At 47.9% G+C, this 26529-nt stretch carries 24 protein-coding genes; 17 read left to right on the top strand and 7 right to left on the bottom strand.

Annotated features, from left to right (window positions below; genetic code table 11):
• Positions 1-14 precede the first annotated feature (14 nt).
• The 16 genes from ACP7FG_RS04345 to tldD all read left to right on the top strand — a co-directional run bounded on the left by ACP7FG_RS04345 (position 15) and on the right by tldD (position 19856).
• Positions 15-617, top strand: a complete 603-nt coding sequence (locus ACP7FG_RS04345) for a prepilin-type N-terminal cleavage/methylation domain-containing protein (protein ID WP_054489747.1) — start codon at positions 15-17, stop codon at positions 615-617.
• Positions 618-662: 45 nt separating this feature from the next.
• Complete coding sequence (locus ACP7FG_RS04340; protein WP_439225625.1) at positions 663-1175, top strand: type II secretion system protein; 513 nt, start codon at positions 663-665, stop codon at positions 1173-1175.
• Positions 1176-1229: 54 nt separating this feature from the next.
• The gene (locus ACP7FG_RS04335; RefSeq protein WP_439225624.1) at positions 1230-1655 is read left to right on the top strand and encodes a prepilin-type N-terminal cleavage/methylation domain-containing protein; all 426 of its coding nucleotides are present in this window, start codon (positions 1230-1232) and stop codon (positions 1653-1655) included.
• Positions 1645-2160: a type IV pilus modification PilV family protein gene (locus ACP7FG_RS04330; RefSeq protein ID WP_054489754.1), complete on the top strand. Its 516-nt coding sequence runs from the start codon at positions 1645-1647 to the stop codon at positions 2158-2160. The genes ACP7FG_RS04335 and ACP7FG_RS04330 overlap by 11 nt, the downstream gene beginning before the upstream one ends.
• Positions 2160-2960 (top strand): PilW family protein, encoded by an 801-nt coding sequence (locus tag ACP7FG_RS04325; RefSeq protein WP_439225623.1) that lies wholly within the window; start codon positions 2160-2162, stop codon positions 2958-2960. The genes ACP7FG_RS04330 and ACP7FG_RS04325 overlap by 1 nt, the downstream gene beginning before the upstream one ends.
• Positions 2950-3396 carry a Type II secretory pathway component gene (locus ACP7FG_RS04320; protein ID WP_439225622.1) on the top strand — a complete coding sequence of 149 codons (447 nt, stop codon included), beginning with the start codon at positions 2950-2952 and terminating at the stop codon, positions 3394-3396. The genes ACP7FG_RS04325 and ACP7FG_RS04320 overlap by 11 nt, the downstream gene beginning before the upstream one ends.
• 2 nt (positions 3397-3398) lie before the next feature.
• Positions 3399-7226, top strand: coding sequence for a DUF6701 domain-containing protein (locus ACP7FG_RS04315; protein WP_439225621.1), 3828 nt, complete (start codon positions 3399-3401; stop codon positions 7224-7226).
• Between the two features lie 198 nt (positions 7227-7424).
• The gene (locus ACP7FG_RS04310; RefSeq protein ID WP_439225620.1) at positions 7425-9284 is read left to right on the top strand and encodes an SUMF1/EgtB/PvdO family nonheme iron enzyme; all 1860 of its coding nucleotides are present in this window, start codon (positions 7425-7427) and stop codon (positions 9282-9284) included.
• Between the two features lie 59 nt (positions 9285-9343).
• The gene (locus ACP7FG_RS04305) at positions 9344-10387 is read left to right on the top strand and encodes a rod shape-determining protein (protein WP_126780974.1); all 1044 of its coding nucleotides are present in this window, start codon (positions 9344-9346) and stop codon (positions 10385-10387) included.
• A gap of 3 nt (positions 10388-10390) precedes the next feature.
• Positions 10391-11248, top strand: a complete 858-nt coding sequence (mreC, locus tag ACP7FG_RS04300) for a rod shape-determining protein MreC (protein WP_439225619.1) — start codon at positions 10391-10393, stop codon at positions 11246-11248.
• Entirely contained in the window at positions 11245-11730 is a 486-nt protein-coding gene (gene mreD, locus ACP7FG_RS04295; protein WP_224797814.1) for a rod shape-determining protein MreD, read from the top strand. The genes mreC and mreD overlap by 4 nt, the downstream gene beginning before the upstream one ends.
• Positions 11730-12326: a Maf family protein gene (locus tag ACP7FG_RS04290; protein WP_439225618.1), complete on the top strand. Its 597-nt coding sequence runs from the start codon at positions 11730-11732 to the stop codon at positions 12324-12326. The genes mreD and ACP7FG_RS04290 overlap by 1 nt, the downstream gene beginning before the upstream one ends.
• Entirely contained in the window at positions 12316-13785 is a 1470-nt protein-coding gene (gene rng, locus ACP7FG_RS04285) for a ribonuclease G (RefSeq protein WP_054489775.1), read from the top strand. Before ACP7FG_RS04290 ends, rng begins: the two co-directional genes overlap by 11 nt.
• A 5-nt stretch (positions 13786-13790) precedes the next feature.
• Positions 13791-17669 carry a YhdP family protein gene (locus ACP7FG_RS04280; protein ID WP_439225617.1) on the top strand — a complete coding sequence of 1293 codons (3879 nt, stop codon included), beginning with the start codon at positions 13791-13793 and terminating at the stop codon, positions 17667-17669.
• Entirely contained in the window at positions 17641-18438 is a 798-nt protein-coding gene (locus ACP7FG_RS04275; protein ID WP_224797817.1) for a carbon-nitrogen hydrolase family protein, read from the top strand. Before ACP7FG_RS04280 ends, ACP7FG_RS04275 begins: the two co-directional genes overlap by 29 nt.
• Positions 18435-19856 carry a metalloprotease TldD gene (gene tldD / locus ACP7FG_RS04270; RefSeq protein WP_439225616.1) on the top strand — a complete coding sequence of 474 codons (1422 nt, stop codon included), beginning with the start codon at positions 18435-18437 and terminating at the stop codon, positions 19854-19856. The genes ACP7FG_RS04275 and tldD overlap by 4 nt, the downstream gene beginning before the upstream one ends.
• A gap of 15 nt (positions 19857-19871) precedes the next feature.
• Here tldD and yjgA read toward each other — a convergent pair whose 3' ends face one another.
• The gene (gene yjgA / locus ACP7FG_RS04265) at positions 19872-20387 is read right to left on the bottom strand and encodes a ribosome biogenesis factor YjgA (RefSeq protein WP_054489784.1); all 516 of its coding nucleotides are present in this window, start codon (positions 20385-20387) and stop codon (positions 19872-19874) included.
• Between the two features lie 54 nt (positions 20388-20441).
• Here yjgA and pmbA point away from each other — a divergent pair, with 54 nt between their 5' ends.
• Positions 20442-21788: a metalloprotease PmbA gene (pmbA, locus tag ACP7FG_RS04260; RefSeq protein ID WP_082332155.1), complete on the top strand. Its 1347-nt coding sequence runs from the start codon at positions 20442-20444 to the stop codon at positions 21786-21788.
• Between the two features lie 11 nt (positions 21789-21799).
• On the opposite strand, the gene mgtE is transcribed toward pmbA, so the two are convergent.
• From mgtE to ACP7FG_RS04230, 6 genes are read right to left on the bottom strand one after another with little or no spacing between them, the layout of a single operon-like run.
• Positions 21800-23161, bottom strand: a complete 1362-nt coding sequence (mgtE, locus tag ACP7FG_RS04255) for a magnesium transporter (RefSeq protein ID WP_054489786.1) — start codon at positions 23159-23161, stop codon at positions 21800-21802.
• A gap of 2 nt (positions 23162-23163) precedes the next feature.
• Positions 23164-23439 carry an HPr family phosphocarrier protein gene (locus tag ACP7FG_RS04250; RefSeq protein WP_199494764.1) on the bottom strand — a complete coding sequence of 92 codons (276 nt, stop codon included), beginning with the start codon at positions 23437-23439 and terminating at the stop codon, positions 23164-23166.
• Positions 23432-24283, bottom strand: coding sequence for an RNase adapter RapZ (gene rapZ, locus ACP7FG_RS04245; RefSeq protein ID WP_054489790.1), 852 nt, complete (start codon positions 24281-24283; stop codon positions 23432-23434). The genes ACP7FG_RS04250 and rapZ overlap by 8 nt, the downstream gene beginning before the upstream one ends.
• Positions 24274-24744 (bottom strand): PTS IIA-like nitrogen regulatory protein PtsN, encoded by a 471-nt coding sequence (gene ptsN / locus ACP7FG_RS04240; RefSeq protein WP_439225615.1) that lies wholly within the window; start codon positions 24742-24744, stop codon positions 24274-24276. Before ptsN ends, rapZ begins: the two co-directional genes overlap by 10 nt.
• Positions 24745-24747: 3 nt before the next feature.
• Complete coding sequence (gene hpf / locus ACP7FG_RS04235; protein ID WP_054489797.1) at positions 24748-25035, bottom strand: ribosome hibernation promoting factor; 288 nt, start codon at positions 25033-25035, stop codon at positions 24748-24750.
• Between the two features lie 28 nt (positions 25036-25063).
• Positions 25064-26524: an RNA polymerase factor sigma-54 gene (locus tag ACP7FG_RS04230; protein WP_439225614.1), complete on the bottom strand. Its 1461-nt coding sequence runs from the start codon at positions 26522-26524 to the stop codon at positions 25064-25066.
• Positions 26525-26529 lie beyond the last annotated feature (5 nt).

Below are 26529 nucleotides of genomic sequence, written 5' to 3'. Positions count from 1 at the left end.
ACTGGAGTTTTAGTATGAGAACTAAAATGAGAAAGCAGCAAGGCTTCACTATCATAGAGCTGATTATCGTGGTGGTTATTCTGGGGTTATTGGCCGCCGCGGCTATTCCCCGGTTTACCGATGTATCATCAGACGCAGAAGACGCAGCTCTTGAAGGCGTAGCTGGCGGTTTTGCCAGTGCTGTAGGCATTGTTCGGGGTGAGTGGGAGCTTAGCGGACGTCCGAAAGGTGATAGCAGCACGGGTTCCGGGGCTGAAGTATCGCTGGACCAAATTCTGCTTTATGTGGATGGCAATACCGGATACCCGGTTAGTGGTGACAACGACGCAGCGCACGACGAAAACCTGGTAGCTGAGGACTGTGTAAGTGTTATGCAGTCTATTTTGCAGGGCGCACCAACGGTTACAACCGATTTTAGTAACCTTGAGCAGACCCGTTATTTTACTTACGTGACACAGGATAGTGCGGCAGGTAACGATATGTGTGTTTATTATTTAACGAACACCATAAAAAATGAAGCAACAGCGCCATCGGGTGATGATTATCTGACAGTGGGCAATGCTTTCGTTTATAATCCACGCAATGGCGGCGTGAGTATTCACAGCAATAACCAATAATTTCTATATAGAAATATTTTTAAACAACAATTGAGAGTTTTAATTATGCGCAATCAAAAAGGTTTTACTCTGATCGAACTGATCATTGTCATCGTAGTTTTGGGGATTCTGGCTGTAACTGCTGCGCCTCAGTTTATTAACTTTTCTAGTGATGCTCGCACTTCGACTGTTAAAGGGTTGAAAGGAGCAATGCAGGGCGCGACTCAGACAGTATATGCAAGAGCTGCGATTGATGATGACCTGGATGGCACTTCGGCTGCTCCAGTGACAGTTAATGGTGTAGCTACTGTGAACGGTTATCCAGCAGCGACACAGGCAGGCATTGTTACTGCTGCCAATTTAGATGCAACAAATGTTGATCCTGCTACTACAGTAACAACGGACTGGGCGTTTTTTGCAAATAGCGGTACCATTTCAATTGCCCCAGGTGATCAAGTAGTAGATCCTACAACGGCAGCGGTAGGGGATATTACCGACACGAACTGTTACGCGACATATTCAGATGCGGCTGATTCTAATACCCCTCCAGTAATTACTATTGTAACGACTGGCTGTTAAATCCGACTTTAGGAGCCTGCAGCCATTCAGCTGTGGGCTTTTTAAAGGCTAACTATGAAGTCCCGAGGCTTCACTCTTATAGAACTCATCATCATACTGGTCATCATCGGTATCTTAGCCGTATCGGCTAGCCCCTTATTTATTAGTGATTCTGGCACAAAAAGCCAAACAGCCCGCTTACAAGCGATGGGTATTTTGCGAGCCGTTCAGCAGCAAGCAATGCAAGATACTGTGAATGATTATAGTATTTCGGTAACAGAAAGCACTTTGGGTAACCCGCCTTACAGCGAAGACAATAGTCTTCAGCTCAGCAATTTAGATGACATCACGTTTTCACCTTCAGGCCTAACTATTGGCTTCAATGCACTAGGGCAGCCAACACAAGGTTGTACTGGCGGTTGCACAATAACGATTACCGAAAACTTAGGCGTAATCCGAGCCATTAGCATTAATAAAGAAGGCTTTATCGATGCGCAATAAACAGACAGGTTTCACACTCATTGAGCTTATTGCCGGCATTGTGGTTATTGCTATTGTTACTTTGGTGGTGACAACCGGGTTGGGCCAGCTGTTTCGTCAAAGTGTGGACCCCTGGCAGCAGATTAGGGCAACGGAAGTTGGGCAAAGCCTTATGAATGAAATAATGGCCCGGCGGTTTGATGAAAATTCTAATATCGGTAATCAGTATGAACGCTGCTCTGAAGGGTCGGGGAGTTGCACAACGCCGGCTCCGTGTCCTGGTGACGGTAGCACCCCAAATGCCGAAGAAGCTCAGCGAGAACAGTTTGATGATGTGGACGACTATAACGGCTTGAGGCTAAGTGGAGATGAATTGAGTGGCTCCTCACCGAATCGTTACAATGGTTTTGAGGCATTTGTTTGTGTCACAGAAAAAAATGCAAATGAACTTAAAAGAATAACGGTCACAGTTATTACTCCTCAAGACGAGCGCATAGAGTTCAGCTCCATAAAAGGGAACTGGTGATGAGAGCGCAACGGGGCTTTACCTTAATAGAACTCATTATTGTTATTGTGTTGCTGGCCATAGTGGCGGGTTTTAGCTTTCAGTTTATTGGCATTGGCGCGCAAATGTTTTCGACCGGTGCTGAGCGGTTGCAGACCATAGAGAAAAGCCGTTTTGCCATTGAGCGTGTGACCCGGGAAGTGCGGGGTGCGGTTCCAAATAGTGTACGGGTTAGTGGTCAATGCCTTGAGTTTGTGCCGGCAAAAGTCGCCGGAGTTTATTATGATACTCCAATACGACCCAGTTCTGCCGACGAAATGACCTTTGTGACTTTTGCCGGGAGCTCAGATGAAGACAATATAAGCTGGAGCCTAAGCGGTGATGAGCGTATCTTTATTTATGCCACCAGGGCAAACTTTATCTACTCAGATAACCCACAACGTTATTCAGAGCTAGCAAGTGGCTATGTGTCTACCAGTTTTGAGAATATCCTGCCTTTAGAGTCATCAAGTCAGTTCGCGAAGGAGTCGCCACTGCAAAGAGCTTATATTGGCAGCCCTCCGGTCAGCTTCTGTTTAAATGCGGGTAACTTATATAGGGTGAGCGGCTATGGTTGGCAGCAAACGCAACCAATACCCTCAGGTGGCTTTGCACCTGAAAACCTAATTGCGCATGACATTAACATGAGTACCGCTGTTTTTGACGTAGAAGCGAATAACCAGCAAAGTAATAATATCATTACTCTGCAACTTCAATTCGGCGAAGCCGCTGAAGAACAAGTATTTTATTACCGTGAGGTGCACATCCCTAATGCGCCATAACAGACAGCAACGACAACTCGGTAAACAGCGAGGGAATACCTTAGTTATTGCGGTGTTCGTTATTGTTGTGCTCGGAGGTCTGGTAGCTGTGTTATCCAGTCTGCTGAGGACGACCTCAGAAAGTGTGGTTACCGAAGTGCTGGGAGCGCGTAGTTATTTAGCTGCGCAGTCGGGGCTGGAGCAAGCGATGTTGGAAGTCTATCCATTAAATAATGACCCTGTTACCAACTGTAGCTTTGATGGTACCAGTTACAGCTTCGCAGGTAACCAGAGCCTTCAGCAGTGTAACGCAGCCATAAGTTGCGATAGTCAGAATTACATAGATGCTGATAGCGAGACCTTTATTCATCTTGTGGTGACATCAACCGCGGTTTGTGAAGCTGGCTCGCAACGAGCATCAAGGCAGCTGCAAATAGAAACGCGAGTGGGGAATTAAAAATGAAAGCTCGCTATTTATTTTTACTAGCCGTTGCGTGTCTTCTGGTCACGGTAAGTGCCGACGCCAAAAAGTACAACTTGCCGAACCAAAGTCTGCCGGGCTGTACGCAAAATGGAACGACTTACACCTGCGGAACCTTAACACTCAATAGTGGCGATCAAATTGAAATCACCGGCAATGAAGGCGTTGTTATTATCGTTGAGGCCATTGACTTCGCTGACGGAGTTCAAATTAACAGTAAAGGCCCGTCTCTGGATATGCAGTTTTTATCGGGAGGGCAAACTACTATTGGTGAAAATAGTTCGGTGAATGCGTCCTTCGACAGTGACGGTGACATCGTCATAAGCGACGGCACAACGGTGACCGGAGATATTAGTTCAAGTGGGGATATAACGTTAGGGGACAACGTAACGGTTGAAGGTGACCTTAGTAGCTCAGGGACGGTAACAATAGGCTCCGGAAGTACAGTAGCGGGTGATGTGAACGCGCCGGTAATTAATAATAGCGGTACGATTGAAGGCGAAACTTGCAATACCCCCGGTAACGTAGGCGACTGCCAGCAGACCCTACCCGATCCAATAGGTTACTGGCAGTTTGATGAATTACAGTGGGGTGGTACATCCGGAGAAGTTGCCGATAGCTCACCATACTCTTATGACGGTATTGCGTTAAGCAATGCGTTTACGTCAGGTTTTAACCCCGCGAGAACTTTAAACGATGAGAGTACTTGCCGTTATGGTCGCTTCAATGGCGACAACCGGGTGCGCGTTCCGGGCGTCGACCAGACATTGGAGTCAAATACCATTTCCGTTGCTTTTTGGTTTAAAGGTGACTCGGAGTTACAAAGCCCGAGCGACAGCTACCAGACGTTGTTACTGCTCGGGGAAGGCACGACAGAGACAGATGCTGGGCGTTTTGAAGTCTACCGACAGGATGATAGCGACGGCGGCGGATTATACTTTGAAGTACGTAAACGAAATGGTGACCTGCTGACAATTGAAGCGGGAAATGCCTTTAATGGTCAGAGTAATTTATTTGATGACCAGTGGCATCATATAGCGGCGAGCTACAATGCCGACAATAACGTTCTTTATCTGTATATTGACGGTGAACTGTTCGATACCAACTCTTACTCCGGCGACACGAGACTTAACGATAGAGCAACACCGACCCTTTATATCGGTGGTCAGGGCAGTTCACAAAATAGTTTTCGTGGAGAAATTGATGAAGTCTACTTGAGTGACGGAGTTTTCACGCCGACAACTGCTGCAGTTCTGTATTACCAAACACGGCCATGTGCGAACACCCGCCCTCAATGTTCGGCGGTATGGCCTCAAGGGTTCAGCCCGGCCAATAGCGTACCTTTGCCTTTTGACTTGCCAGACAGAGCTTCGAACTCTCAATTGCCGGGAACGCTACAGCCTATAGATTATTTGCGAGTCGGTGATTTTAGTGATGTTGGCGCAAACTACTCAACAAACGGGCAGACGTCGCGGGTTTATATTGATGGTGATTTAACCATACAGTCCGGCCGTCGGATAAATATCGGTGGCAGCGCAGATGAACTGATTCTGGTTGTGACGGGTGATTTATATTTAGAAAAAGACGTAGAAATTAACGGCTATATTTATGTTCAGGGTAATTTGTATTTCGAAGAAAGTATTTTCCCCTGGAACAGAAGTGAGGTTAGCGGCGCACTGAGTTTGGCAGGCCAGGCCAGCTCCTTTGGTTTTCCGGGTTTTTTCTCGCCAACAATAGCGTATGGAGCCCCTGATGAACCTCTGGATGGCGGCAATTTTTGTGAAGCTGGCAATACAGAGCCGCCAGTTGTAGTGCCTGATCATTATCGGTTGTCCTATACAAGCCCGGCATTAACTTGTGAAGCTACTGAAGTGGCTATCGAAGCTTGTGCGGATGAGTCATGTTCAAGTTATTCACCTGTTAGCAGCACGGTCTACCTTTCTCAGAGTGCGGGGCAGTGGAGTCCGAACCCAGTTGTAGTAGCACCTACGGCAAATGTTGAGTTAAGCCAACTAGAAGCGGGTAACTACACGTTAGCTGTTGATGATATTCAGACAACACCGGGGGCGCTGAATCCGACGCAGTGTTACGTAAATGGCAATTTAACTTCAAATTGTGAGATAACCTTTAGTGATACCGGTCTTAAGTTTGGAGCGATTCCAAATCAGGTTTCGGGAGTGCCATTCTCCAGTACGCTTTCCGTTGTTCGACTTAATGAGGAGACTAAGGCCTGTGAAGTGGTTGCAGAGCAGGTGAGTGAAATTGATATGGGAATGTATTGCGTAAACCCTGGCAGCTGTAGCGACTTTACTCAGTTTCCTTATGCACAAATGACAGTTGATAACACTCAAATAAACGAGCTAGAGGATATTGGCAGTGGGGTTATTGATGGTTGGACCGCTGTAGCAACCGACTTTGTTGGTGGAGAGGAGCTGTTTACGGTTCAATACGGCGATGCTGGCAAGGTGAAGTTGCGCGCAAAAGCGCAACTACCAAACGGCAAAGTGATTGAAGGCGTATCAAATGACTTTGTTTATAAACCTGCTGGAATCTCGCTACAAACTGCAAGTAGCTACAGTGGAGATATTTTAGCCAAGGCAGGCGAAGCGTTCTCAATGACCTTGCAAGCGGTTAATGAGAACGGCGAGGTGACACCTAACTTTGGTCGTGAAACTCCGCAGGAAACGTTGAATATAGCGAGTGCCGCCGATGCAATTTTGCCGTCAGAGAACAACGGTGATATCCAAAATGCAACCAACTTTACTGCGCAAGATGTAGGGTCGATTCGCTTTGATAATACGGCAGTAGCTTACACCGAAGTCGGGAATGCTAAAGTTACAGCTCAAATTGCTGATCAAGACTATCTTGGTACCGGACCAGTTACCACTGAGCACAACATTGGTCGTTTTATTCCTTTTGCGTTCGAGCCGCTTACCGCGAAATTTACCGGTACTTGCACGGACTTCTATTACATGGGCCAGCCGCAGTTTATTGAATTGTCAGCAAGAGCTGTTAATGCTGGCGGCGCAGTAACGGCAAATTATGATGGCTCGCTCGCGAAGGCCATACCTCTGTTTTATGCCTATGATGACCAGAGTGCTCTGGCAGAGCCGTTATCTGAACATTCAGTATCTGAAAACCCGGCAAATGACTGGCAATGGGACAATGGCATCGGCCAATTTATAGGCTCCGCTAGTGTGACTGTGTCCCGGTTATTGTCACAGCAGCCCGATGGTCCATATGAAAATTACATACTGGGATGGCAACTCGACGATCAAGAAGATGGTAACTTCTACTCGGTCCTCGAAAATAGTGAGCTACCTGCAATGAACGGGGCCGCCCGGTTGGATAGTTCCTCTCTATATTATGGTCGTGTTAACCTGCAAGATACGTACGCGGCTATGGGCGATGTCATGCCAGTTGCCGGAGCTGTTGAATATTGGCAGGGCGAAAGCTTCGTTACAAATGAAAAGGATGCTTGCTCGACATTTTCTCGCGCAGACATTCAATTGCGCGACGACCTAACAGCCGGACCGTACCCGGAGTTAGAAACAACGCCGGCCGAACTTAGCGTCAGGGATGGGTTACTGAACCCCTCAGATGTTGATATTAACGAGTTATTCCGTTGGGTATCGGAGCAGGAAAGTGAGCCCTACTCGTTTCTTTTTGAGGCTCAAGTGCCTGCATATTTACAGTATGACTGGTCAGGAGATGGCGACTTTGATGAAAACCCGCAAGCCGAGGGCACATTCGGTATTTATCGCGGTCGCGATCGCCAAATTTACTGGCGTGAAGTGGGCTGGTAGAGTCATTTATGATGAATAATCGACAATTCGATGACAATGCCTCTTGCTCTTTTGTTGACAAGCAAATAGCATAAAGCAGAGTTTAAACGAAAAATGCGCGACGTTGACGAACGTTCAATATTATTACAATAACTATAGCGCGATTACAGCTTTGGCTTTTACGCCGCTTTGTTATTTTTTCAAGCTTGGAATGGGAACATGATGCGATTGGCTCGACTGGCCCTAGTAATGGCCTCTACATTGACATTCGCCTCGACGGCTCTTGCTCAGCAGGAGATGACTGTCGAAGAAATTGCTAACCAAATTTCGACTCTAGAGAGCGACTTTGAGAACTTTTCTGGCACCGTTAATACGCTTCAACAAGAAGAGCGTGAGCTGCGTGAAAAGCTACAAAACTTGCGTGAACGCAATAGCGAACTGGAGTCAAAGCGCGAATCGGCTTTAGCGGAAATGAATGATCGCTATCAGCGTTTGGTAGAAGACCCCACAATTGATATTGCTGGCGCTCAGGAAGCATATAAGCAAGCGGTCATGGCTCACCAGCAAAATAAAGCGGACATTAAGCAGCAGGTTAGCCTGGTGAATGAAAAGGCGCGTGAAGTTGAAGAAGCGCGTGTTAGTAAGCACAGCCTAATTAATGAAATTGAAACCTTAAAAGAGCAGCGTAACTTAGCTCGGGTCGACCGGTTAGAGAACGAGTTTAACCGCACGGGTGAACTGGAAGTGAGCCAGTCCATTAGCTGTGATCGTCAGGAAACTTTGGCGCAGTGTGAGAACCGCGGTAAGTTGATGGCGAAGCAAAAAGCCTCAAAGCAGTATCTCAATACAATTTTAGATGGCTTAAGTGAATCGTCGCTGGCACGTGAAAATATTGAAAAAGCGAGCCCGAACGTTCAAATCTTAGGTTCAAAAACCGTTAGCAATGGCTTCAGTGGTGCTGGTAATTATGGCGTCAAACTTGCTGTAGAACTGAGAGGTCAGCTGCCGCAAAGTCAGGCATGTACTCTGCTGAATGTTGATATGCGCTACTGCGCGGCGGAGCAACGGCCGGGGGAGCTGCAAGCGGGTGATGAGGAAACGGTTGATAGCTCCGTCATGCACCCGTTAACCATACGCTCGAACGTGTATGATGATGAAGTTGTTATCGATGGAGTAAGTTATGGCTCAACACCGTTAGAAGTGATGTTGCCAGGTGGTGAACACCAAATTGAAGTTCTTAAGTACGGATACTCTGCTTATGCAGAGAAAATAGTATTAAAAGACGCAACTTCTATTCGAGCTGATTTAGAGAAGTCAGAGTACTCTTTTACTCGTGGCGAGAAAATTCAGGATATTCTCTTCCGTGACGTTCGTGGCCCGGAATTAGTCGTTGTCCCTGCCGGGAAATTTAAAATGGGTGATCTAGTGGGCAATGGTTTGCCTAATGAACGCCCTGCTGAAACACGTGAAATTCCAACGGCTTTAGGTATTTCAGACACTGAAATAACCGTTGAGCAATTTAGTAATTTCGTAAAAGATACTGCGTACGTCACTGATGCCGAAAAGCGAGGCACATGTGCAAGCCTTAGCAATGGCCGCCCTCAGTTTAACGATAATCTAAGCTGGAAAAATCCGGGCTTTAAGCAGTCAGATAGCTCGCCGGTTGTTTGTGTGAGTTATAATGACGCTAAAGCATACGCTGACTGGTTAACTCGAAAGAGCGGTTTTAAATACAGCATTCCAACAGAAGCCGAGTGGGAATACGCTGCGCGCGCCGGCTCTGAAACAGATTTTTGGTGGGGAAATGATGTTGGTTATGGTAAAGCAAACTGCCGTAACTGCGGTACAGATTGGTCAAACACACGTCCGGCTCCGGTCGCTAGCTTCCATCGTAACCCTTGGGGACTGTACGATACAGTCGGTAATGTCTGGGAGTGGACTGAAACCGATAACGGTGTGGTAGTGAAGGGCGGCGCCTGGAACTTTACGCCAAGTTTGGCAAGAGTTTCTACAAAAATGGAACTTCCGTCAGATTTTAACTCCAACTACATTGGATTCCGTGTTGTAAGAGCTCAGTAAGTACTTACTGAGCTCTTTGCTGTCACTCTGTTAGCTTATAAGTAGGGATATACCGCTTCATGTTTAAAAAAATTCGCGGCCTTTTTTCAAACGATCTTTCAATTGACCTTGGAACAGCGAATACGCTTATCTACGTCAAAGACGAAGGTATTGTGCTGAACGAGCCGTCTGTTGTTGCCATTCGTCAGGAACGCTCTGGTGGGCCAAAATCGATTGCCGCCGTTGGTGCAGCAGCAAAGCAAATGCTGGGTCGTACGCCAGGGAACATTCGTGCTATCCGTCCTATGAAAGACGGCGTCATTGCAGACTTTTATGTGTGCGAGAAAATGCTGCAGTTTTTCATTAAGCAGGTGCACGACAGCCATTACTTTCGCCCAAGCCCGCGAGTTTTAGTTTGTGTTCCTTGTGGCTCAACTCAGGTTGAGCGTCGCGCCATTCGTGAATCGGCACTGGGTGCAGGAGCACGCGAGGTTTACCTGATTGACGAGCCTATGGCTGCCGCTATTGGTGCTGGTTTACCGGTATCCGAAGCGACCGGTTCAATGGTCGTTGATATTGGTGGCGGTACAACTGAAGTTGCCATTATTTCATTAAACGGTGTGGTCTACTCGTCATCGGTACGTATTGGTGGTGACAAATTTGATGAAGCAATTATTAATTATGTCCGCCGTAACTTTGGCGCGTTAATTGGTGATGCAACAGCAGAGCGTATTAAACATTCAATTGGCTCAGCCTTCCCGGGTGAAGAGTTGAAGGAAATTGAAGTGCGTGGACGTAACCTGGCTGAAGGGGTTCCGCGCTCATTTACGTTAAACAGCAATGAGATACTGGAAGCTCTGCAAGAGCCGCTAATGGGTATTGTCAGTGCCGTCATGGTTGCACTGGAACAGTCGCCACCGGAGTTGGCATCCGATATTTCAGAGCGCGGTATGGTTCTGACAGGTGGTGGTGCGTTACTGAAAGACCTTGATCGCCTGTTGGTTGAAGAAACCGGTATTCCGGTCATTATTGCTGATGACCCGCTCACCTGTGTTGCACGTGGTGGCGGTAAAGCCTTAGAGATGATTGATATGCATGGTGGTGATTTATTCAGTTATGAGTAATTCATGAAAACTCTGTTTGCCCGAGGTCCATCCTTACTCTCCAGGCTAGTGCTCGCACTAGCCTGTTCGTTTCTACTGATTTTTATTGATCATCGCCTACAAGCGATGAAGCCTGTCCGTCTATTTCTCAATTCGTTAGTGGCTCCAGTGCAGTATCTGGCTATTTTGCCTGAACAGATACTGGACGGCTTGTCGGAGTCGGTAAAAACAACCTCTCAGCTCAGCGAAGAGAACAAACGCCTGAAGCAGGCGATTCTTGAGTTACAGGGTGAGCAACAGCAGCTTCGCTTTCTTCGGAATGAAAATAAACGGCTGCGAGAATTGCTGGGGTCCGATGCACGCGACTCCGCTCGTCGTATGGTAGCGGAGGTTATTGCGGTTGCATCAGAGCCGTTTTCACAACAGCTGGTCATCAATAAGGGTACCCTGAGTGGCGTCTATGAAGGACAGCCGGTGCTCGACAGCAATGGTATTATTGGTCAGGTACAGGATGTTGGCGGAAATACCGCCCGTGTTTTATTGTTGTCTGACCAAAGCCACGCCATATCTTTGCGCTCAGAGCGCAATGACATTCGGGTATTGGCACAGGGAACCGGTGATATTGGTCGCCTTGAGCTCATGTTTATCCCACACAGTAGTGAATTACAAAAAGGTGACTTACTGATGTCTTCAGGCTTGGGGGGCGTATTCCCTGAAGGCTATCCCGTCGCGCGAATCAGCAGTATTGTTAGAGACGAGTCGTTGCCTTTTGCAACGGTATTTGCTGACCCTGTCAGCGCTCTGGACCGCGTTCGCAATGTGCTTTTGCTATGGCCTAGTGAAGGTGAGCAGCAACCGATTTTCGATGAGGACGAGGAATGATTGTGGTTAAACCCGGGTTTATCACCTTGCTGGTTACATACGTCATTGCGCTTACGCTTATGGTGATGCCGATGCCTGCAGCATTCGACACCTTCCGTCCGGACTGGCCGACTCTGGTGATGTTGTATTGGATAATAGCTCTGCCACATCGGGTTAATATGGGCACAGCGTTAGCTCTTGGGGTTTTAAGTGACATTTTATTAGGCTCTATTGTGGGTGTTCACGCGTTAGGCATGGTGGTGGTTACCTATTTTGCGGCGCGCCACTTTCAGCGTATTCGAAATTTTGCCTTAGTTCAGCAGGCGCTGGTCATTGCTTTACTCATATTTATTAAACGCTTTGTGGTCTTTGAGGCGAATGTGTTTTTGCATGACGCAGAATTTACACTGTCCTATTTCTGGCCGGTACTAACATCGGCCGTATTCTGGCTTTGGGTGTTCCCGTTATTACGAAAAGTCCGTCGTCAGTTTGGGGTAGTTTGATGCGTCTTTTGCTTGCCTCGTCGTCGCCAAGGCGCAGAGAACTGCTGACCTTACTGCATCGGGCTTTCGACTGTTATGTTCCTGAAATTGAAGAGCGCCGAGCTCAGAATGAGACTGCTATGGCCTATGTGACCCGGCTGGCTGAAGAAAAAGCTCAGGCTGTAGCGAAAAGGCAAAATGAGGCCTGTTTGGTTATAGGCTCTGATACCTTAATCAGTTTTCAGGGGCAGGTTATGGAAAAACCTGAAAACTACGAGCATTTCAGCCAAATGATGAAGCAGCTGTCAGGGCAGACGCACCAGGTTTTAACCTCCGTCAGTGTCTGCTACTGGAATGGTCGTAGTATTCAGGAGCAGGAAACCGCCGTGGTGACAACTCAGGTTGAGTTTGCGGCGCTTACCAATGAAGAAATAGAAGCCTACTGGGAAACCGGAGAGCCGCACGATAAAGCTGCTGGCTATGGTATTCAGGGCTATGGCGGTAAGTTTGTAAAGCGCATCGACGGTAGCTACTTTGCGGTTGTTGGCTTACCTTTATATGAAACGGAGCAACTATTGCGGATGTTCGAAATGGAAGGTGAAGTCGATGAGCGTTGAAGTCTTAATGAATGTGACCCCCACAGAGACTCGTGTTGTGCTTGTTGAAAACGGCATCTTGCAGGAGGTCCATATTGAACGCCAGGCAAAGCGTGGGCTAGTCGGTAATATCTACATGGGTAAGGTGTCCAGAGTGCTGCCGGGAATGCAGGCAGCCTTTATTGATATTGGTCTGGACAAAGCCGCATTTCTGCACGCTTCCGACATTGTTGTTCAGGTGGACGGCGATGACCTGCCTCAACCGGATGAAAAGCCACAGCAAAAGATTACCGAATTGGTCCATCAGGGGCAGCACATTATGGTACAGGTGGTGAAAGACCCCCTGGGAACCAAGGGCGCGCGTTTAACAACCGATATAACCCTACCCTCAAGGTATTTGGTCTTTATGCCCAAGAGCGACCATGTAGGCGTCTCTCAGCGCATTGAAGAGGGGGATGAACGTGAACGCTTACGTCAATTGGCTGAAGACGTTAGTAAGGTTGACGGAAAATTCATTGTACGTACAGCGGCAGAAGGCGCTTCGGAGCAGTCTTTAAGGGGCGATGCAGATTTTCTTTTCCGGTTGTGGGATAAAATCAAAGCCCGCAAAAAGTCACAACGCAAAGTGGGGATGTTGTACGAAGACCTCAACCTTTCCTGTCGCGTATTGAGAGACTTTGTCGGAGAAGAAATAGAGCGTATTCGAGTGGATTCTAAGGTGACTTTTGACACCTTAAAAACGTTCACTCAGGACTTTATTCCGGAATTGACCAGCGTACTTGAGTATTATACCGGTGACCGGCCCATTTTCGACTTGTTCGACGTGGAAAATGAAATGCAGCGCGCGTTAGACCGCAGAGTCGATTTAAAGTCAGGTGGCTCGTTGATTATCGATCAGACCGAAGCCATGACAACGGTAGACATTAATACCGGCGCTTTTGTTGGTCACCGTAATCTGGAAGAAACCATCTTTAATACCAACATCGAAGCAACACAGTCTATTGCCCGGCAATTACGCTTGCGAAACCTGGGTGGCATTATCATTATCGACTTCATTGATATGCAGGATGAAGAGCATAAGCGTCGGGTTCTCCATAGTCTGGAGCAGGCATTGGCTAAAGACCGTGCAAAGACGACCATTAATGGATTTACTTCTCTGGGCTTGGTTGAGATGACCCGTAAACGCATCAGAGAAAGTCTGGAGCATGTTTTGTGTTCCGAATGCCCGGTTTGTCTTGGACGCGGTAGTATGAAAACCGTGGAAACGGTCTGCTATGAAATTATGCGAGAAATTGTCCGGGTGCACAAAGCCTACGAAGCGGATAAATTCGTTGTTTACGCCTCCGCTCAGGTAAGTGAAGCCTTACTTAATGAAGAATCTCATGCTCTGGCTGAACTTGAGCTCTTTGTTTCGCGTCAAATAAAGATACAAACCGAACCCTTGTATAATCAGGAACAATTCGACGTTGTCATGATGTAAGGCTAATGCGTACTCTGTCGTGGATTTTGAACAAACTCTGGCTAACGCTGGCTATTGTGCTGGTGCTGGTTGCGGTCGGCCTGAGTTTATTGCGCTACAGCCTGCCTTACCTGCCCGATTTAACCGAGCCTCTCGAAGAGCAGCTGGAAGCACGCTTTCAGCAACCCGTGAGTATCAGCGACCTGTCTATGACCTGGACCAGAGAGGGCCCCTCTGTTGTACTTGATAATCTGGTTTTGCTGGAGCGTGAGAAGTCACCTCTGCAAGTGCGCGTCGGTGAAGTTCATGTTGTACTGGATTTTTGGAATACGCTGTTGGACAGACAGTTGATTGCTGAGCAGTTTATTCTGGAAGATGCACGCATAGCTTTGGATCTGAGGAAATTCTCCGGTCTTGATGAAACCGAAGAATTAAACATCGACTACATTAACCGTTTGTTTTTGCAGCAGTTAGAGAAGTTTTCACTGAATAATGGCGAATTATTACTGACCAATCTGCGTGGAGTGACACGTAAAATTGATATTGATCGCCTGTCCTGGACAAATGAAGGCAAAAAACACCAGGGGATAGGTCAGTTCAGAATGGAAGACTTTGCCACCAACAGCCTTAATTTTATTATTGATTTACGAGGTGATCGTTGGTCAGAGTTTAATGGTCAATTTTACGTCGATTCTCAAAATGTCGACATTAGTCCCTGGTTAGAAGAACAATTGGGGGATATTGATGTACAAGCTTCGAATGTTAACTTCACCGGCTGGCTAGATGTTCGTAACGGTCAGCTGTTTGAGGGGTTACTTAAACTAAGAGATAACCGCATCACCTGGCTAGATGCCGGAGCCGATGAGCTTAAATGGCTTCAGCTCCCGGAGGGCGAAATTATTCTGAGGCCGGAAGCTGAAGGGTGGCTTATCAACAGCTTACCTATGACAGTGAACACCTCTGTTGGTCAGTTAGACATCCCCCGTATTGCCTGGCAGCAATTGACTGATGTTCATGATATTAGCATCGACGATATGGATATCGGTGAAGTTATTGGTCTGCTTCCTTTAGTTCCTGTCGACTTTGATACCAACGGATTGATGGCCCTGGGTCTTAATGGCAAAGCAAGTTTTCGGTATCGGATGCACCCGGTTTCTGGCCGGCAGTGGTCGTTAAAAAGTGAAAATTTATCTGCCGATGGTAACGATAATTTGCCAAGTTTTAATGGCCTGGATTTAGCGGTAAATAGCACCGCAAACCAGGGGTATTGGCGTATCGATGGTCGTAATGTTCGACTTGCGGGCAATAGCTTGTCTCCAACGCAGGCATGGGATATTGATACTTTGAGCTTATCCGGTTCGTGGCTAGTGCAACCCAAACACTGGAAAGTCCGGTTAGAACAGATGGAATTAGCCAAAGGTGATTTTCTTCTGGCTGGCAGTGGACAGCTTACTGGCAACGGAGCGGATACCCCTCAAGTTGATGCGCTACTGTCAACCCAACAACCTTTTTCTGTCTCAACAGCGCGGACATTGCTCCCCTCTGTTATGGGGCAGGGCGTTAAAGATTATCTCACTAATGCTTTAGTATCCGGTGAGGCTAAAGGTCTTGAACTACTATGGCGCGGGCCGGTCAATGAGTTTCCGGGGGAAAAACAGAATGGCGTTTTCAACGCGCGTGTTGACTTCGATACTCTGACCTACCGGTTTCAACCGAATTGGTTGCCGTTAGAAAACGCCCCCATAAAATTAGATTTCTATAATAAAGCCTTGCGGATGTCAGCGAATGCCGGTCATATTAATGAAATTCGGGTGAACCAGGTTGATGCCCAAATTACTGATTTAACGGATGCGGAGCAGGGCTTGCAAGTACAGGCGAATGTGAGTGGTAAGGCTGAATCTTTACTTCCTGTTTTTGAACAGTCTCCGCTTGATGGCGTGACTGAAACTCTATTGCAGCTTAACCCTAAAGGTGAGGTTGAGGGGGCGTTTGAATTAGACATTCCGTTTAATGGCTCTCGTGAAGTAGCGGTAGAAGTCAGTGCGCCGCTGAAAGGGGTTTCAATTACCGTTGACGCATTACAGCAGACCTTTGACATAACGAACGGGCAATTAACGGTAGAGAACAGTAGCGTCAGCACCGAGGGTTTACGTTTAAACTGGTATGGAATGCCAATAGATACCCAGGTGTCTGGTGAGTTAAGTGATGAGGACTACCTGCTCGATATCACTACGGCAATAGACTGGCAAAGCGAGCCTTTGTTTGAACAACTCCCTTACCCGCAATGGGAACCGTTTTTCTATGGTGCGGTTAACGGCGAAGCGGACTTATCTTTGCGCCTTAGTAAGGACGATGTTGGTGTTGAACTCGAGTCACAGTTTGATTTGACGGGGCTGGAAACCTCACTGCCCGAACCTTTGCAAAAGGACTTTGGAGAGGGCTGGCAGCTTTCAGTTCGTCTCAATGGAAACGGTGACCAACTGCGACTGCGCGCCAATATCGATGATCGTCTTAGCTGGGACAGCCTTTGGCAGCCTGGTAGTAACGGATGGCAGCAAGCCGTATTGAATCTCGGAGAAGTATCTTCAGCAGATGAGCCGGGCAGTTTTACCGGGTTTGCTGTGAATGCGGAGTTACCTCAAGCGGATATTGGACAGTGGTATTCAGTTATCTACGCTCTGGCAGAGGGAGCAGGTGTTGATAGCGAACAGCAGAGCAGTGGTGATGGGTGGTTGCCGGACTCTATTAGTATTGAAACACCTCAGTTGCGTTGGGGACAGCAGAAATTTAATCAGGCCGATATCCAGGTATGGCCTGGTGAGTCAGGCTGGCAGGCCCGCGTAGACGCGAATAACGCTGTGCTAAGCGCGACAATCCCCGAGAATTTTGTGCAGCAAGGTATCAGCATTAGAGCGGATTATTTAGCCTTAAGCACGGGTTTTGAATTACCGGAGGAATCGGATAAAACGAACTGGAGCTGGCTTGAAAAAGTCCCACCATTGAACTTTCTGTGCCGTAGTTGCCGTATCGATGAGAAAGACCTAGGTGAAGTAGAGTTAATTCTTAGTCCTCTTGATGACGGCTTCAGTATTGAAAAAATGACGCTTAAAAAAGACAGTGACGAGCTGACACTGACAGGGTTTTGGCGGCATTCAGAAGAGCGTGGATTCAGCGCTTTGTCCGGTAGCCTAAATAGCGGAGATTTGGGCGATTTATTACGCGATTATGGTTTGGAAACCGCAATAAGGGACAGCGCGGCGGTCATTGATTTTGATTTGAATTGGCAAGACCATCTACATCAGTTCGAGTGGGAGTCACTCAATGGCGAAATTAAATGGGATTTAGAGAAAGGTTATTTGGCCGAAGTCAGTGATGGTGGTGCCCGTTTGTTTTCTATGCTGAGTCTGGACAGCATTCTTCGTAAGTTGACACTGGATTTTCGTGACATCTTCTCTCAGGGAATGTTCTTTACTGACTTAACGGGGAGCGTTCAGGTTGAAGACGGAGTTGCCAACACCAATGACGCGCAACTATTAGGCTCCGCCGGCGATATGGAAATTCGCGGGTGGACAGACATGAACACCGGCGAGTTAAACTATAATCTGACTTATGCTCCTAAAGTGACTTCCAGCCTTCCTATTATCCTGGCCTGGATGGTTAACCCGCCCAGCGGCCTTGCCGCCTTGTTTATTGACAAGGTACTGCATGACGCTAAAGTCATTTCTCGCTTGCGGTATCAGGTGACAGGAACCATCGATGATCCGGTAGTTAAAGAAATAGAACGTGACAGCCGCCCTGTTGATTTGCCAGAATTGGAAGAGAACTCAACCGATTCCGAGGCAGATGATGACACAAGTGCAACTGACGGCGCTGCAGATGAGCAGTCGCCCGGATCCGCAAGATAATCTGACCACTGTTGCTAAGTTATTAGAGCGACTTCCCGCTGCGCGTCCGCAACTGGTGGTATTGCCGGAAGCGTTTTGTTGCTTCGGTGCCGGTGATCGTGCGCAGTTGGACATGGCTGAAACATATAGGGACGGTGAAATACAACGACAGTTGGCTTCGCTGGCAAAAGCGCATGGTATTTATCTGGTTGCCGGCACCATACCCATAGCGGCAGGCGAACGTTTCTCTGCGGCATCGTTACTCTTCGGGCCTGACGGTTCCATTGTCAATCGCTACGATAAAATTCATTTATTTGATGTTGATGTTGCAGATAACACCAAAAAATACCGGGAGTCAAAATGGACGAAACCCGGCACTGAAGTAGTAACAGCCGCAACCGACTTAGGTGTGGTTGGTATGTCAGTGTGTTATGATCTGCGCTTTCCAGAATTATTTAGAGCATTGCGTCAGGCGGGCTCCGATATCATTGTTTTACCCTCCGGATTCACCCAGGTTACAGGGAAGGCTCACTGGCATGCGTTAGTTCGGGCCAGAGCTATTGAGCAGCAGGTGTTTATTGTAGCTCCTAACCAAGTCGGACAGCATGATAATGGGCGCGAAACCTATGGGCACTCGATTATTGTTAGCCCCTGGGGTGAAATACTGGTCGAGCAGGAGCAGGGCGAAGGCATTATTTCTGCCAGCGTTGAATTAGCGGATGTAGAATCCATTCGAAAGCAAATGCCGGTGGCGCAACAGAATCAATTTGAGGTTGTACAAAAGACATGACACTAACTGACTACGAACTGTCACAAGACGAAATAAGCAACGCGTTATCAGCCCTTTATAGCGGCGATATAGACTTTGCTGATATTTATTTACAACACAGTGTCAATGAGTCCTGGGTGCTGGAGGATGGCATTATTAAGGACGGAGCGTTTCATATAGAAACCGGTATGGGCGTGCGTGCGGTGCAAGGCGAGAAAACCGGTTTTGCGTACGCCGATGAAATTACTTTGAATGCGCTTAAACGTACCAGCGAAGCTGCCCGGGGTATTGCCCGTCAGGGACAAAGTAAAAAAGTCCAGGCGCTGAAATCGGTGCAGGTAAAGTCGCGCTATGAAGCGCTTAACCCGCTGGATACCTTATCTGAAGATGAAAAAATCGAATTACTAAAAAAAGTAGACGCCCACGCACGTGCGCAGGACTCAAGAGTGAGTCAGGTCGTTGTGAGCCTTAGTGGCAGTTACGATGAAGTTCTGGTCGCTGCAACAGACGGTACTCTGGGAACGGATAAACGCCCCCTAATTCGTCTAAATTGCTCTGTCATTACCGAGCAAAACGGTCGCCGCGAGCGCGGAAGCGCCGGTGGTGGTGCTCGCGTAGGTTATGAGTTTTTCCTGGAAGAGAAAAGCGGTAATGCGCGTTGGCAGCGTTTTGCTGAAGAAGCTGTGCGTCAGGGGCTGGTTAATTTAGAAGCAAAGCCGGCACCTGCGGGCAATATGCCGGTGGTTCTGGGATCGGGCTGGCCGGGTGTGCTGTTGCATGAAGCGGTTGGCCATGGTTTAGAAGGTGACTTTAATCGTAAAGGGTCATCCGCTTATTCCGGTAAAATTGGTGAGCAAGTGGCTTCACCACTTTGCACTATCGTCGATGACGGCACACTGAGTGATCGCCGTGGCTCAATGAGTATTGATGACGAAGGCACGCCGAGTGGTTACAACGTTTTGATTGAAAAGGGCGTGCTGCGCGGCTACATGCAGGACAAAATGAATGCGCGTTTAATGGGTCAGGCAACGACCGGAAACGGACGCCGCGAAAGCTTTGCTCATCTGCCGATGCCGCGAATGACTAATACCTATATGCTGGCCGGCGATCACAGCCCGGAAGAGATTATCAGTAGTGTGAAAAAAGGGATTTACGCCCCCCAGTTTGCGGGTGGCCAGGTCGATATTACTTCAGGGCAGTTCGTTTTTTCTGCGTCTGAAGCTTATTTAATTGAAGACGGGGAAATCACCACACCATTAAAAGGTGCAACACTTATTGGTAACGGACCAGAAGCCATGGCACAAGTGTCTATGGTTGGGAATGATTTATCGCTGGACGAAGGTGTGGGTGTTTGCGGTAAAGATGGGCAAAGTTTACCCGTAGGCGTTGGTCAGCCAACCCTGAAACTGAATTCAATGACCGTAGGTGGTACGGAATAACCGAACTGCCTGCGGCTAGGCTAGCAGTTCACGTAAATAGACGAAGAGTTGACGAGCGGCAACAGGCGGTTTTTGTTCCGCTTTTTGCTTCTCTGCAAGGCGGATTAACTGACGCAGTTTTTGGCGGTCAGCATGAGGATGCTCCTCAATAAATGCTTGCAGAGCGTCGTCGCCTTCATGCAGCAGCTTATCGCGAGTGGTTTCAATCTCGTGGAAGATAGAAGTCTGCTGTTGATGCGCATTTTTTAGATTATTTAGAGCTTGCTCAATAGGCGCAATATCACGTAAGCGCATGAGCTTGCCAATAAATTGAAGCTGGCGTCGGTAGCCTTCGTGCTTGTTGCGAATTTTATGGGCAAGTAAAACGGCATCGCGCAGCTCATCATCCAGTGGCATTTTTGCTAACTGGCTGTCGGTTAAATTGACAAGTTGAGTCCCAAGCTCCTGGCGTTCAGCCATTTCGCGTTTTTTTTGGGACTTGCTGACGAAGTCGTCAGATTGTTCAGGATTTTCGGCTGGGCGTTTAGGCATAGGTTCGATTCATTAGCGCTACAAAGCCGTCAGTTTAGCAGTGAGGAGAGTTTTTTGATAGTACAACTGAGTGACTTACAGGTTCAAATGAAGCAGGTAGAGACTGCGGTAAAAGAAGCGCTGCGTCTGGCTGAGGCCAAAGGTGTCAGTTCTGCCGAGTGTTCAATAAGCCACAGTTCAGGTATTTCAGTGGGCACACGCCTGGGAGAAGTTGAAACCGTAGAGTTCAATCAGGACGGTGCGCTGGGTATTAGCGTTTACCGTGGACACCAGAAAGGTTCGGCATCAACCACTGACCTGTCTGAGCAAGCAATTAGTGCGGCAGTTGATAAAGCCTGCGATATTGCTCGGTTCACTTCTCCGGATCCATACAATGGCTTGGCTCCGGCAGAATTAATGGCTACCGATGTACCCGATCTCGACTTGTGCCATCCGGGTGATCAGAGTGCTGAGTACGCTATAAAGCAGGCATTGGCTTGCGAGAAACACGCGTTGAATCTGGACGAGCGTATTGTTAATTCAGACGGCGCGCATTACGGCAGCCATACCGGCTTTCGGGTTTACGGTAATAGTCATGGTTTTATCGGTGGCTATTTACAGTCCCGGCATAACCTCAGTTGCGTTTTAATCGCCAAAGAGGGCGACAAGATGCAGCGCGACATGAGCTATTCTGTTGCGCGTAAGATGCAGGAACTTAAATCTGCCGAAAGCGTTGCCGAAGAGGCCGCTGCAGAAACCTTGTCCCGCTTAGGTGCACGCAAAGTACCAACCGCTAAAGTGCCGGTCATTTTCCGGGCAGACATTGCCGGAAGTTTGTTCGGACACTTGGTGAGCGCAATCAGCGGTGGCAATTTGTATCGTAAATCCAGCTTCCTGCTTGATCAGCTCGGTAAACAGGTACTGCCCGAGTGGCTTAATATTCAGGAAAAACCACACATTATTGGTGGCCTGGCGAGCTCGCCATTCGATGCAGAAGGCCTGGCGACAAAAGAGCAGAATATTATTACCGACGGTGTTTTGCAGACCTACCTGTTAGCCAGTTATGCCGCGCGTAAATTGGGTATGCAGCCAACCGGGCACGCTGGAGGTATTCACAATTGGCGAGTTACACAGCAGGATAATTCTTTAGCACAATTGTGCAAGAAAATGGGTACTGGTTTGCTGGTAACTGAGCTAATGGGCCAGGGCGTGAATATGGTCAACGGTGACTACTCACGTGGCGCCGCCGGCTTCTGGGTTGAAAACGGAGAAATTCAATATCCGGTAGAAGAAGTCACTATTGCCGGTAACTTAAAAGACATGCTGGCGAACATTGTTGCCATAGGTAATGACACCGATGAGCGCCATGCGCTGCACACAGGCTCTGTATTGTTAGAGCAAATGAGTGTTGCCGGTAATTAAACTAAAAAGATTTAAGACAGTAATAAGGTTGCTGAGCCAAGGAAGGCAAAGATACCGACAACGTCAGTCACGGTAGTGAGGATAACCCCGCCCGCCAGAGCCGGGTCAATATTAAAGCGCTTAAGAACAAGTGGTATGGTCGCACCGGCTAACGCGGCAGCTACCAGGTTCATCATCATTGCAAAGGCGATAATCCCACCGACTAACCAGTCTTGCTTCCACAGCGCGACGACAGCCGCAATCAGCACCGACCAGATAATGCCGTTTAAGAAACCAATAGCCAACTCTTTACCGATAAGCCATCGGGAGTTACTGGTTCCTATATGGCCCAGAGCCATACCTCGTATCACCAGCGTCAGTGTCTGACTACCAGCGATACCACCCATACTGGGCACAATGGTGTTCAGAATAGCCAGTACCGCCATTTGCGCTAAAATATCTTCAAATAAGGAACTGACCATAGCGGCGAGTAACGCCGTAACTAAGTTCACCGCCAGCCAGACTGTCCGGCGTCGGGTACTTTTTAATACTGGCGCGAAGGTATCTTCGTCATCTTCCAGACCCGCCATACTCAACATAGAGTGCTGGGCTTCTTCGCGAATAATATCGACCACGTCATCGATGGTAATACGACCGACAAGCTGCTGGTCACTGTCTACAACCGGCGCGGATACCCAGTCATGGCGTTCGAATAGCTTTGCGACCTCGGTTTCTTCCATATCGACGGGTATGGTCGTAATGTCAGACGACATAATCTCATCAATACGGCGGCTCGGGTCAACGGTCAGTAGTTGAGTCAGAGATATTTCACCGGTGACTTTTTCATTGCGGTCGACAACATAGAGTTTGTCTGTCGCTTCGGGCAATTCGCCTTTAAGACGCAAGTAACGCAGGACAACGTCTATGGTGACGTCTGAGCGCAGGGTAATAGTATCGGTGTTCATGATACCACCAGCGCTGTCTTCGGCGTATGAGAGCGCTGTTTCCGCACGTTCACGGTCGCTCTCGTCCATGGACTTCAGAACTTCCTGATAGACTGGCTCAGGTAAGCCACGCAAAACGTAGGCCAGATCATCGGTGTCCATGCCTTCGGTGGCAGCGGCAAGGTTCTCCGGTGCCATTTGGCGAATAATATCTTTCTGAACTTCTTCGTTCAGTTCTTCAAGAATTTCACCGTGTTCTTCAACATCGACCAGTTTCCAGACAATGGAACGGCTTTTCGGTGGCGAAGACTCCAACAACAGTGCCACGTCACATGCCGGCATATTATGCAGCATACGGCGAGCAGCAACGAACATACCATCGGACAGCGCGGAGTTAACCTCCTGGATGCGCTGCATGGCATATTCTTTGTCGGACAGTTCTGCAATCATGTTTATTCGTCTTCCTCGAAGCGATCTTCAAATAACGTACTAACAGCATCCAGCGCCGCTTGTGCATCTTTTCCTTCAGCACACACTTCAACAGATTTGCCCTGTTGACTGGCCAGTAGCATCAGGCACATTACACTGGCGGCATTCACGCATTGTTCGCCTTGTCGCACCGTTATGGTTGAATCAAATTCTTGTGTTAATTGAGCCAACTTGGTTGCGGCGCGAGCATGCAGACCCAGTTTATTGCGAATAATCAGGTCTCTGCAAACTTTATCCATTTCGCTTTAACTCCCGATGTCTGACCTGAACCTTTAGGTCTTTTTGTTCAAAGCGCTCGGCTAGCTGCTGAGAGATATAAACTGAACGGTGCTGACCACCAGTGCAGCCGGTGGCAATAGTCAGATAACTTCGATTGCTGCGCTGAAAATGCGGTAACCAGGTGTCGAGAAAGTTTTCCAGCTGATAGATAAACTTAGTGACTAAAGGCTGTTGGCGGAAGAAGAGTTGGACATCGGTATCCAACCCCGTTAACAACTTTAGCTCAGGTTGCCAGTGTGGGTTCGGTAAAATTCGTGCGTCAAAAACAAAGTCGGCGTCTTTGGGTAAGCCATATTTAAAGCCAAATGACTGAAAGACAATAATGAGTTTTTTATCTGCGCGACCAAGTACACGCTCAGTAACCTGTTCGCTCAGTTGGTGCAGCGATAGATCGCTACTGTCCAGACGCCAGGTGGCACGTTCCATAATAGGCTCAAGCATTTTATGCTCGGTCTGCAGCGCTTCCAGTAAAGGAAGTTCTTTTTGCGAGAGCGGGTGTAGTCGCCGGGTTTCACCGAAACGTTTTAATAAGGTGTTGTCGTCTGCATCAATGAACAGAATTTCGGGCTCTACGCCTTTAGGCAAAAAGTTGAGTGAGTCCAGCAGTTCTTCGGAGTGCTCGGGTAAGTTACGAACATCAATGCTAATGGCAATTTTCTGGTATTGCTCGATAACAGCATGGACTAACGTGGGTAGCAGGCTAATTGGTAAATTATCAACGCAGTAAAAACCTAAATCCTCAAGGACCCGCAACGCGATGGTTTTACCTGAACCGGAACGACCACTAACAATGATCAGTTGCATGGCGACTGCTCACCTTTGCCAATAAATAATTGGTATAAGTCTTTGTCGGAGTCAGCCTGGCGTAATGCACGTGTGCAGTCTTTGTCATTCATACGGCGAGCGACAGAAGCTAAAGTCTGCAGATGGTTTTCGTGTTCGGATTCTGGTACCAGAAGCGCGAATATAATATCGACGGGTTGGTTGTCGATAGAGTCAAACTCAATCGGCTCATCTAGCGTGAGTAATACCGCAACCGGGTGGTTAGCATTGGGTAATCGGCCATGAGGAATTGCGATACCTAAGCCAATTCCCGTACTGCCCAAACGCTCACGGTTCAATAGGCTCTCAAAAATGTCATGGCGGGTAATGCCGGACAACTTAGGAGCTACGATTTGACTAATGGTTTCAAGCAGTCTTTTTTTACTTGCGCCCTCGACTGCACACTTGGTGCAGTCGGGGCTTAACAATTCACTCAGTTGCATGGATTAATGTTGTTTCATTTTTTCTTTGTGTTTAATCACCTGACGGTCTAGCTTATTGATTAAACCGTCGATGGCCGCGTACATATCGTCGTGTTTTGCGTCGGCAAAAATTTCACCGCCATTCACGTGCAGCGTAGCTTCCGCTTTTTGAATCGTTTTTTCAACATTTAGGATGACGTGAACATTAGTAATGTGGTCAAAATGTCGTTCCAGCTTGGCAAATTTTGTGTCTACGTAGTCACGTAAAGCTTCAGTAATATCGATGTGGTGACCGGTCAAATTAATTTGCATAACGTCTTCCTTCTTGCAGTTAACAAAGTTACAAAAGACTTTTGCGTTGGCTCGATGATGGAATGTTTAACGATTCCCGATACTTCGCAATTGTCCTCCTTGCTACTTGGATACCTTGTTCAGCTATCAGTTCAGCAATTTTGCTGTCACTTAACGGTTTACTGCGGTTTTCTGCAGCGACCATCTTCTTAATTAAAGCACGTATTGCAGTGCTTGAACACTCACCACCGCCCTCAGTACTGACATGACTTGAGAAAAAGTATTTTAACTCAAACACGCCCCGCGGACAGTGTAAGTATTTCTGTGTTGTCACCCGCGAAATGGTGCTTTCGTGCATATCCACCGCTTCGGCGACATCGTTTAAAACCATAGGCTTCATGGCTTCTTCGCCATGCTCAAAAAAGCCTTGTTGGCGTTGCACTATGCAGTTGGCAACTTTTAGCAACGTGTCATTGCGACTTTCCAGGCTTTTTATAAACCAACGCGCTTCCTGCGTGTGGTTTTTTATGTACTGGCTGTCTGCTACTGACTTAGCTGCTTTACTCAAGGCCGCGTATTCTTCATTGACCTTTAATTTAGGTACGCTGTCGGGGTTCAATTCGACCATCCAACGCCCATTTTTTTTTGTCACAGCGACATCAGGAATGACATATTCAACGGGTTGTTGTGCAACTTGCTCACCCGGGTGGGGGTGCAACTGCTGAATCAAGCGCATGGTCTGACGCAAGTCGTCTTCCGAGAGCTTTAATTTACGCTGAATGGTGCGAAAATCCCGGCTGCCCAGTAAATCCATATGTTCAGTCACTAAACATAGAGCAATTTCTTTGTACTCAGTGTCGTCGCTTAGTTGCCGCAATTGGATGGCAAGGCATTCGCTGACACTGCGTGCTCCCACACCTATTGGGTCGAAGTGCTGAATGCGTTTAAGCACCATACAAACTTCTTCTGTTTCCACTTCCGGAAGGCGCACCGCTTCAATAATCTCATCAACATCGGCCATTAGATAGCCGTTGTCGTCTATGGCTTCGATAATGGCTTCAGCTATGGCGGTGTCTTCCTCAGAAAAGTGGGAAAGCTGCATTTGCCAAAGTAAGTGATCTTGCAACGACTCACTGGTCGAGCCCTGGTAAACTTCAAAGTCACCGTCAAAAGACTTACCAGAGGACGCGGCCCCATTAACCGGTGTCTGGCTGGAGTAGGTGTCATCCCAACTGCTGTCTACCGGTAACTCGTCCGGCATTTCCTGAGTTTTTATAACGTCTGAGGTTTCTCGCTGACTGTCATCCCGCTCTTCGATATTTCGGGTTTCGGAATTGTCAGCTTCGTTGCTGGCATCGCCTTCAACTTCTAATAGAGGATTACTGTCCAGTGCATCCTGAATTTCAGCCTGAAGATCGAGCGAGGAAAGCTGCAGCAGGCGAATGGCCTGTTGAAGTTGTGGCGTCATGGTCAGATGCTGACCAATTTTTAGCTGCAGACTTTGCTTCATAATGA

Source organism: Idiomarina sp. ST10R2A5 (assembly GCF_051842325.1).
In the GTDB taxonomy this organism is placed as follows: Bacteria; Pseudomonadota; Gammaproteobacteria; order Enterobacterales; family Alteromonadaceae; genus Idiomarina; species Idiomarina abyssalis.
This window is presented reverse-complemented; position numbering and strand designations above follow the sequence as displayed.

What these genes read in the sequence shown, in the direction of transcription:
- ACP7FG_RS04345 (WP_054489747.1), top strand. Translation starts at nt 15, where the DNA reads ATGAGAACTAAAATGAGAAAGCAGCAAGGCTTCACTATCATAGAGCTG.
- ACP7FG_RS04340 (WP_439225625.1), top strand. Translation starts at nt 663, where the DNA reads ATGCGCAATCAAAAAGGTTTTACTCTGATCGAACTGATCATTGTCATC.
- ACP7FG_RS04335 (WP_439225624.1), top strand. Translation starts at nt 1,230, where the DNA reads ATGAAGTCCCGAGGCTTCACTCTTATAGAACTCATCATCATACTGGTC.
- ACP7FG_RS04330 (WP_054489754.1), top strand. Translation starts at nt 1,645, where the DNA reads ATGCGCAATAAACAGACAGGTTTCACACTCATTGAGCTTATTGCCGGC.
- ACP7FG_RS04325 (WP_439225623.1), top strand. Translation starts at nt 2,160, where the DNA reads ATGAGAGCGCAACGGGGCTTTACCTTAATAGAACTCATTATTGTTATT.
- ACP7FG_RS04320 (WP_439225622.1), top strand. Translation starts at nt 2,950, where the DNA reads ATGCGCCATAACAGACAGCAACGACAACTCGGTAAACAGCGAGGGAAT.
- ACP7FG_RS04315 (WP_439225621.1), top strand. Translation starts at nt 3,399, where the DNA reads ATGAAAGCTCGCTATTTATTTTTACTAGCCGTTGCGTGTCTTCTGGTC.
- ACP7FG_RS04310 (WP_439225620.1), top strand. Translation starts at nt 7,425, where the DNA reads ATGATGCGATTGGCTCGACTGGCCCTAGTAATGGCCTCTACATTGACA.
- ACP7FG_RS04305 (WP_126780974.1), top strand. Translation starts at nt 9,344, where the DNA reads ATGTTTAAAAAAATTCGCGGCCTTTTTTCAAACGATCTTTCAATTGAC.
- mreC (WP_439225619.1), top strand. Translation starts at nt 10,391, where the DNA reads ATGAAAACTCTGTTTGCCCGAGGTCCATCCTTACTCTCCAGGCTAGTG.
- mreD (WP_224797814.1), top strand. Translation starts at nt 11,245, where the DNA reads ATGATTGTGGTTAAACCCGGGTTTATCACCTTGCTGGTTACATACGTC.
- ACP7FG_RS04290 (WP_439225618.1), top strand. Translation starts at nt 11,730, where the DNA reads ATGCGTCTTTTGCTTGCCTCGTCGTCGCCAAGGCGCAGAGAACTGCTG.
- rng (WP_054489775.1), top strand. Translation starts at nt 12,316, where the DNA reads ATGAGCGTTGAAGTCTTAATGAATGTGACCCCCACAGAGACTCGTGTT.
- ACP7FG_RS04280 (WP_439225617.1), top strand. Translation starts at nt 13,791, where the DNA reads ATGCGTACTCTGTCGTGGATTTTGAACAAACTCTGGCTAACGCTGGCT.
- ACP7FG_RS04275 (WP_224797817.1), top strand. Translation starts at nt 17,641, where the DNA reads ATGAGCAGTCGCCCGGATCCGCAAGATAATCTGACCACTGTTGCTAAG.
- tldD (WP_439225616.1), top strand. Translation starts at nt 18,435, where the DNA reads ATGACACTAACTGACTACGAACTGTCACAAGACGAAATAAGCAACGCG.
- yjgA (WP_054489784.1), bottom strand. Translation starts at nt 20,387, where the DNA reads ATGCCTAAACGCCCAGCCGAAAATCCTGAACAATCTGACGACTTCGTC.
- mgtE (WP_054489786.1), bottom strand. Translation starts at nt 23,161, where the DNA reads ATGATTGCAGAACTGTCCGACAAAGAATATGCCATGCAGCGCATCCAG.
- ACP7FG_RS04250 (WP_199494764.1), bottom strand. Translation starts at nt 23,439, where the DNA reads ATGGATAAAGTTTGCAGAGACCTGATTATTCGCAATAAACTGGGTCTG.
- rapZ (WP_054489790.1), bottom strand. Translation starts at nt 24,283, where the DNA reads ATGCAACTGATCATTGTTAGTGGTCGTTCCGGTTCAGGTAAAACCATC.
- ptsN (WP_439225615.1), bottom strand. Translation starts at nt 24,744, where the DNA reads ATGCAACTGAGTGAATTGTTAAGCCCCGACTGCACCAAGTGTGCAGTC.
- hpf (WP_054489797.1), bottom strand. Translation starts at nt 25,035, where the DNA reads ATGCAAATTAATTTGACCGGTCACCACATCGATATTACTGAAGCTTTA.
- ACP7FG_RS04230 (WP_439225614.1), bottom strand. Translation starts at nt 26,524, where the DNA reads ATGAAGCAAAGTCTGCAGCTAAAAATTGGTCAGCATCTGACCATGACG.